This is a genomic window from Streptomyces sp. MK37H (assembly GCF_018035285.1).
In the GTDB taxonomy this organism is placed as follows: domain Bacteria; phylum Actinomycetota; class Actinomycetes; order Streptomycetales; family Streptomycetaceae; genus Streptomyces; species Streptomyces endocoffeicus.
On record NZ_JAAAYH010000417.1, the window covers coordinates 1 to 7912 of the forward strand.

7 protein-coding genes are annotated in these 7912 nt (G+C 70.0%); 6 read left to right on the plus strand and 1 reads right to left on the minus strand.

Annotated elements, in window-relative coordinates; all coding sequences use genetic code 11:
* The 5 genes from GWI24_RS36245 to GWI24_RS36265 form a co-directional block, all read left to right on the plus strand.
* The coding region (locus tag GWI24_RS36245; protein WP_210950286.1) for an ABC transporter permease at positions 1-970 on the plus strand (970 nt) is incomplete at its 5' end.
* A gap of 5 nt (positions 971-975) precedes the next feature.
* Positions 976-1851, plus strand: a complete 876-nt coding sequence (locus GWI24_RS36250; RefSeq protein WP_210950287.1) for an ATP-binding cassette domain-containing protein — start codon at positions 976-978, stop codon at positions 1849-1851.
* Positions 1852-2039: 188 nt separating this feature from the next.
* Entirely contained in the window at positions 2040-2960 is a 921-nt protein-coding gene (locus GWI24_RS36255) for a sugar phosphate isomerase/epimerase (protein ID WP_210950288.1), read from the plus strand.
* Positions 2961-3074: 114 nt separating this feature from the next.
* Positions 3075-4094 (plus strand): Gfo/Idh/MocA family protein, encoded by a 1020-nt coding sequence (locus GWI24_RS36260; RefSeq protein ID WP_210950289.1) that lies wholly within the window; start codon positions 3075-3077, stop codon positions 4092-4094.
* 275 nt (positions 4095-4369) lie between these two features.
* Positions 4370-4579, plus strand: a complete 210-nt coding sequence (locus tag GWI24_RS36265; protein WP_020871200.1) for an AlpA family transcriptional regulator — start codon at positions 4370-4372, stop codon at positions 4577-4579.
* Positions 4580-4755: 176 nt separating this feature from the next.
* Here GWI24_RS36265 and GWI24_RS36270 read toward each other — a convergent pair whose 3' ends face one another.
* On the minus strand, positions 4756-7125 hold the full coding sequence (locus GWI24_RS36270; protein ID WP_210950290.1) for an MMPL family transporter: 2370 nt from the start codon (positions 7123-7125) through the stop codon (positions 4756-4758).
* Between the two features lie 167 nt (positions 7126-7292).
* Between GWI24_RS36270 and GWI24_RS36275 the strand changes: the two genes are divergently transcribed.
* Positions 7293-7912 (plus strand): TetR/AcrR family transcriptional regulator (locus GWI24_RS36275; protein ID WP_308344204.1); only part of this gene is annotated, 620 nt, incomplete at its 3' end.

Here is a 7912-nt window from a genome sequence, read left to right on the forward strand (position 1 = left end):
GGCCCGCCCCGAGATCGGGGCGCTGGTCGCGGCCGTCGGCGTCTACCTCTTCTTCTTCGCCATGGCCCCCACCTTCCGGCAGGCGGACTCCTTCGCCACCGTCCTCTACCAGGCGTCCACCATGGGCATCATGGCGCTCGCCGTCTCCCTGCTGATGATCGGTGGCGAGTTCGACCTGTCGGCCGGAGTCGCCGTCACCTCCTCGGCGCTGGCCGCGAGCATGCTCAGCTTCCAGCTCACCACCAATGTCTGGGTGGGTGTGCTCGTCGCCCTGCTGGTCTCGCTCACCGTGGGGCTGATCAACGGACTGCTGCTGATCAAGACCGGGCTGCCCAGCTTCCTGGTCACCCTCGCCAGCTTCCTGATGCTCCAGGGCGCCAACCTGGCCATCACCAAGCTGCTGACCGGCAATGTCGCCAGCGACTCCATCAGCGACATGGACGGCTTCGACCAGGCCAAGTCGCTCTTCGCCTCCGAGATCGACGTCTTCGGCGTCGATGTGAAGATCACCGTGCTGTGGTGGCTGGTCTTCGCCGCCATCGCCACCTGGGTGCTGCTGCGCACCAAGTTCGGCAACTGGATCTTCGCGGCCGGTGGCTCGAAGGAGAGCGCCCGTGCCGTGGGCGTCCCGGTGAACCTCACCAAGATCGCCCTCTTTATGACGGTGGGCTTCGCGGCCTGGTTCGTGGGCATGCATCTGCTCTTCGAGTACAACACCGTGCAGGCCGGCGAGGGCGTCGGCAACGAGTTCTACTACATCATCGCGGCCGTCATCGGCGGCTGCCTGCTCACCGGCGGCTATGGCTCCGCGATCGGCGCGGTCCTCGGCGCCTTCATCTTCGGCATGGTCAACCAGGGCATCGTCTACGCCAACTGGAACCCCGACTGGTTCAAGTTCTTCGTCGGCGTGATGCTGCTGCTCGCGACCCTCGTCAATCTGTGGGTGCGCCGTCAGGCCGCCAGGAGGTGATCGGAATGGCAACGAACGTCACCAAGGACAGCACCGCACAGGCTTCCGCACCGGACGAGGAGCCGGTGGTCCGGCTGCGGGGCGTGGGCAAGCTCTACGGGAACATCCGCGCCCTGGAGGGCATCGACCTGGCGGTCCGGCCGGGCCGGGTGACCTGTGTGCTCGGCGACAACGGCGCCGGAAAATCCACCCTGATCAAGATCATCTCGGGGCTGCACCAGCATGACGAGGGCGAATACCTCGTGGACGGGAAGCCGGTGCGGCTGAACACCCCACGCGACGCCCTGAACCTGGGCATCGCCACCGTCTACCAGGACCTGGCCACCGTGCCGCTGATGCCGGTGTGGCGGAACTTCTTCCTCGGCTCCGAGCTGACCCGCGGCTCCTGGCCGGTGCGGCGGCTGGACATCCAGCGGATGAAGCAGATCACCGGCGAGGAGCTGTCCGCCATGGGCATCCACCTCGACAACCTGGAGCAGCCCATCGGCACCCTCTCCGGCGGCCAGCGGCAGTCCGTGGCCATCGCCCGGGCGGTCCACTTCGGCGCCCGGGTGCTGATCCTGGACGAGCCGACCGCGGCGCTCGGCGTCAAGCAGTCCGGTGTGGTGCTCAAGTACATCGCGGCGGCGCGCGAGCGCGGGCTCGGCGTCATCTTCATCACCCACAACCCGCACCACGCCTATATGGTCGGCGACCACTTCGCGGTGCTCCGGCTCGGCGCCCTGGAGCTGAACGCGGCGCGCGAGGACGTCAGCCTCGAAGAGCTCACCAACCACATGGCCGGCGGTGCCGAACTGGCCGCGCTCAAGCATGAGCTGGCCCAGGTCCGCGGGGTCGATGTGGACGAACTGCCGGAGGAGGTGACCGCCCCTTCCTCCTGACGGACGCCACCTGACGGACGCCATCTGACAGACGCCTTCCCTCCGCCAGGACGCCATCCTCCCGGCGCCTTTCCCTGACAAGACGTCCGAATGTCCTGACGAAGGCTTGACGCCCGCCCGCCCGGCCGGTGAAGCTGCCCAAAACAGTACGACGCGGGCACCCCAGCACACCGAGGAGACCCTCTGCCATGACTGCCGACGCCTCCCCCGTACCCGCCCTGGACCGCATCCGGGTCGGCTCGGCCCCCGACTCCTGGGGGGTGTGGTTCCCCGACGACGATCAGCAGGTCCCCTGGCAGCGCTTCCTCGACGAGGTCGCGGAGGCCGGTTACGAGTGGATCGAGCTGGGTCCGTACGGCTATCTGCCCACGGACCCGGCCCGGCTCACCGAGGAGACCGGCCGGCGCGGTCTCACGGTCTCCGCGGGCACCGTCTTCACCTCGCTGCACCGAGGCCCCGAGGTCTGGGACGCCACCTGGGAGCATGTCTCCCAGGTGGCCGAGCTGACCCGGGCGATGAACGCCAATCACCTCGTGGTCATCCCCTCCTTCTGGCGGGACGACAAGACAGCCGAGCTGATCGAGCCCCCGACGCTCACCGCCGAGCAGTGGCGCCATCTGTCCACCGGGATGGAGCGGCTCGGCCGTGAGGTGCGGGAGCGCTTCGGGCTCGACATCGTCGTCCACCCGCATGCCGACACCCATATCGACACCGAGGAGAACGTGGCCCGCTTCCTGGACGCCACCGACTCCGACCTGGTCAACCTCTGCCTGGACACCGGCCACTACGCCTACTGCGGCGGCGACAGCGTCAAGCTGATCGAGACCTACGGCGAGCGCATCGGCTATCTCCACCTCAAGCAGGTCGACCCGGAGATCCTCGCCGATGTGGTGAAGAACGAGGTGCCGTTCGGCCCCGCCGTCCAGCGCGGTGTGATGTGCGAACCGCCGAACGGCATTCCGGAGCTGGGCCCCGTCCTGACCGCGGCCCAGAACCTGGATGTGGATCTGTTCGCCATCGTCGAGCAGGACATGTACCCCTGCCCGCCCGGCCAGCCCTTCCCCATCGCCGAGCGCACCCGGCGCTTCCTGCGCTCCTGCGGCGCCTGACCCCTCCCTTTTCACCCCACGGGCCCTCGCCCACACAGGTCTTCGCCACACGGGCCTTCGCCCACACGGGCCTTCGAACCGTTCAGAGAGCAGAGAGAGAAGAGAGAGCAGTCTATGACCCAGCAGGGAACGCTCGGGGTCGCCGTCATCGGGACCGGCAAGATGGGCGCCGACCATGTCCGCCGCATCAACGACGTGATCAGCGGCGCCCGGGTGGCCGCCGTGGTCGACATCGACGAGGCGCGGGCCAAGGCGGTCGCCGACACCGCCGACGGCTGTCAGGCGTTCACCGACCCGGCCGCCGCGATGGCCGCGCCCGGCGTGGACGCGGTGCTGATCGCCTCGCCGGGGCCCGCGCACGAGGCCGCGCTGCTCAGCGCGTTCGAGCGCGATCTGCCGGTGCTGTGCGAGAAGCCGCTCACCCCGGACTCCGCGTCCGCGCTGCGGGTGCTGGAGGCCGAGCAGCGGCTGGGCCACCGCCGGGTGCAGGTGGGCTTCATGCGCCGCTACGACACCGAGTTCATGAAGCTCAAGGCGCTGCTGGCCGAGGGTGAGCTGGGCCGCCCACTGCTGCTGCACTGCCGCCACCGCAATGCCTCGGTGCACTCGTACTTCACCAACGAGATGTTGATCACCGACTCGGTGGTGCATGAGATGGACCAGTCGCGCTGGCTGCTGGAGCAGGAGATCGCCGCGGTCACCGTGCTCAAGCCGACCCCCAGCTCGCTGTCGCCCGAGCCGCTCAGCGACCCCCAGCTGGTGGTCTTCGAGACCACCGGCGGGGCGATCGTCAATGTGGAGATCTTCGCCACCTGCGGCTTCGGCTACCAGGTGCAGGCGGAGGCGGTCTGCGAGCGGGGCACCGCCCGCGTCGGCGACGCCCACGGGATGCTGGTCAACCGGCCCGGCACCTGGGGCGGGGAGATCGCCCCCGACTTCGTGGCCCGCTTCGAGGAGGCGTACGACCGCGAGGTGCAGAGCTGGGTCAACGCCACCCGGCGCGGGGAGGTCGAGGGCCCCAGCGCCTGGGACGGTTATGCCGCGACCGCCGTCAGCGAGGCGGGGCTCCGGGCCCAGGCCACGGGCCGGCGCACGGCCGTCGAGATGATCGAGCGCCCCGCCTTCTACAACTGACGCCCCGTCTCCAGCTGACGCCCAGCGGGCCGGCCGTGACCTTACGGCCGGCCCGCTGTGGTCATGACGTCCGAGTCTCGTCCGGTGCGTCACCCGTGCGTCACAGCGGTCACATCTCCACACGCCTCCGTCACAGGTGTTCAACAGCCCCGGGCCGCCCTTCACTCAGCGTCGTTGACCGGGCACAGGCTGATGGAATGTGAGCAGGCGCGCCGTGGCTCCCCCGACGGCCCCACCGGGCCGTGACCGCGACGCCCTGCGGAAGGGCATAAGAGATGACCGACCGGAGGCTGTGGTCGTACAAGGAGATCGCCGCGCATATCGGTGTGCAGACCGACACCGTACGGTCCTATCGCAAGCACGGTCTGCTGCCGCCCCCCGATCATGTGGAGGGCGGCAAGCCGTATTGGTACGCGGATACGATCCGCTCCTGGGTGGTCCGCAGACCCGGCAACCGCCGCGCCCGGCGTGATGGCAAGGACTAAGCCGCCTCATTGAAGTCCGGTGCGGTTCGGGTGCGCCCCGAAGGGGCGCGGGCTGTGTCGATGTGCGGCTCCGCCGCGTGGGCGCGACCAGCCACGACGGCGGCGCGGACGATCGACGACAGGTCAGGGCACTTCCAGCGGAGCGCTTAGCGGTGCCGCCATGCCCGCGTGAGCCATTAGCGGCCCGTGCTCACCCGGTCCCGGTCCCGCGTCTTCTCCCCCTCTCCCCGAACCCCGTCCTCACCGTGAGGCCCGTCCTCACCGTGCGGTCCGCCGCCCTTGCCGCCGCACCGGCGACCGTCGGCCTCGCCGCCCGTGGCGGCATCCGTGGACTCCCCCTCGCTCAGCCCGAACCGGGTGTGCAGCCGGCGCAGCGGGCCCGGGGCCCACCAAGTGGCCCGGCCGGTCAGCTTCATCACCGCCGGCACCAGCAGCCCGCGCACCACCATCGCGTCCATCAGCACGGCCAGGGCGATACCCAGCCCCAGCATCTTGGTGTTGGTGACCCGCGAGGTGCCGATGCCCACCATCACCACGGCGAGGATCAGCGCCGCCGCCGTGATCAGGCCGCCGGTACGCCGCAGTCCGAACTCCACCGCCGCCTGATGGTCCCCGGAGCGGTCGTACTCCTCCTTGATCCGGGAGAGCAGGAAGACCCCGTAGTCCATGGAGAGCCCGAAGGCGACGCAGAACATCAGGACGGGCAGGGTGGTCTCGATATCGCCGGAGGTGGTGAAGGAGAGCGGACCGGACAGATGCCCGTCCTGGAAGACCCACACCACCGCGCCGAACATCGCGGTCAGACTGAGCGCGTTGAGCAGCACGGCCTGAATCGGTATCAGCACGCTGCCGGTGAGCAGGAAGACCAGCAGCAGGGTGACGGCGACGATAATGGCCGCGGCCCAGGGCAGCCGGTCGGCTATGGAGTCCTGGGTGTCCACCAGGACGGCGGCGGTGCCGGTCACCGAGGTGGTGAACGACGGCTCCTGGGCGCGGATCGTCCGCACCAGGTCCTGGCTGGCGGCGTCCACGGCCTCGCCCTTGGGCTGCACGGTGATCTCCGCCGAGCCATCGGACAGCCGCGCCGCCTCCGCCGGCCCCGGCTCGGCCACCCGCCGCCCGTCGGTGAACCGGCCCGCCGGGCTGTCCACCCGCAGCACCTGAGGGAGGGCGGAGACCTTGGCGCTGTAGTCGGCGAGGGCCTTGGCGCCGGTGCCGCCGCCTTCGGCGAGGACCTCCACCGCTCCCCCGGGACCGCCGGGGAACCCCTCCCGGATGTGCTGCTGCACCACATGGGACTCGGCGCTCGACGGCAGCTGACGGTCGTCCGCGGTGCCGAACTCCACCCTCAGGAACGGCAGTCCCAGCGCGACCAGACCGGCGACGGTGGCCAGCGCGAACACCGGGGCGCGCCGCATCACCAGCCGGGCGAGCCGGGCCCACCCCGCCCCCGGCTCACCGCCCCGGGCCGGGCGGCCGCGGCGCAGCAGCCGGGTGAGATCCAGTGCGTTGACCCGGTCGCCCAGGAGGATGAGCGCCGCGGGCAGGACCACCAGGGCGGCGGTGGCGGCGATCAGCACCACCGCGATCCCCGCATAGGCGAAGGAGCGCAGGAAGTACTGCGGGAAGACGAGCATGGCGGCGAGCGAGGCGGCGACCGTCAGCGCCGAGAAGAGCACGGTGCGCCCGGCGGTGCGCAGCGTGGCCGCGACGGCGGGCAGCTTCTCCGCGCCCCGGCCCAGCTCCTCGCGGAAGCGGCGCACGATGAACAGGGCATAGTCGATGGCGAGTCCCAGGCCGAGCGCGGTGGTCAGGTTCTGCGCGAAGACCGAGACATCGGTGAACTCGGTGAGCCCGCGCAGCACCGCGTCCGTGCCGAGGATCGCGATGATGCCGACGCCGAGCGGCAGCAGGGCGGCCACGGCGCTGCCGAAGACCATGACGAGCAGCACCAGGGTGATGGGCAGGGCGATCATCTCGGCCCGCAGCAGATCCTCCTGGATGGTGGACTGCAGCTCATGGCGGACCGCGACCATCCCGCCGACCCGCACCTCGACCGGGCCGTGGGCGCCCCGGTAGTGGGGCGCTATGCGCTCCAGCGCCTTGCCCGCTGCCGACTCGTCGCCCAGGATCCGCGCGGCGATGATCGCCTCGCCCCGGTCACGCGCCCGCAGCGAGGGCGCGCCGGTGGTCCAGTACGAGGTGACCCCGGTGACCGCCTTCTCGCCCGAGAGCTTCTTGGCCAGTGACCGGGCCTCGGCGGCGACGGCCGGATCGTCCACGGTCTTCTTACCGCTGTCGACGAGCAGGACCAGATTGGGCTGGGAGGCGGGGAAGCGCTTCTCCAACGCCTTGGTGGCATACGCGGACTCGGACGCGGGGTCCTCCCAGCCGCCGCTTCCCATCCGGTCGGCGACCCCGCTCCCGGCTACGACGGCCAGCGCGGTGAAGATCAAAGCGATCAGCAGGGACAGCCGAGGACGTGCCGTGACCAGGCGGGTCCACCCTCCGATCCGGTCCTCGGGTGGGCAGTTGACATCGGTCATGGCGCGGTGTCCCCTTCACCTGTGCCCCATGCCGCCACCACATGTCCGTAGGCAGCACGGGTCGCTGATTACCATGGACGGTAAACACGAGCGACCGCTCGCGTTTCTCAAGAATGCGAGCGGGCGCTCGTGTTTGTCAATCGAACACGGAGAGCCGGGGAAAACAGGTGAGCGAGAGCAAGGCGGACCAGCCCGACGAGACGGCGAAGCCGCGCCGCAGACAGGCGCGCGGCGAGCGCCGGATCCAGCAGCTGCTCGACGCCGCCGCCAGCGTCTTCTGCCGCGCCGGCTACACCTCCGCGAGCACCAACGCCATCGCCCGCGAGGCCGGGGTCTCCCCCGGCACGCTGTACCAGTTCTTCCCGAACAAGGAGGCCATCGCCGTCGAGCTCGGCGAGCGCCTCAACCGCCGGATGCTGGAGACCCACGGGGTGGTCTTCACCCTGCAGAACGCCGCGCTGCCGCTGCGCGAACTGCTCGACGCCGTCCTCGACCCGATGATCGAGTTCAACTGTGCGAACCCCGCCTTCCTGACCCTGCTCCAGTCCTCCGACGCGCCGGGCCACTTCCTCGAGGAGCACGCCGCCCTGCACGACTCGATCCAGGACCGCATCAGCGAGCTGATCGGCGTCCGCAACCCCGGCCTCTCCCCCGAGCGCCGCACCCACACCGCGAACATGGCGTTCGCCCTGTTCAAGGCCGGGCTGGGGCTGATCCTCGGCCATGAGGGCGCGGAACGGGAGGCGTACGTAGCGGAGTTGAAGACCGCCCTGTACGGCTACCTCGC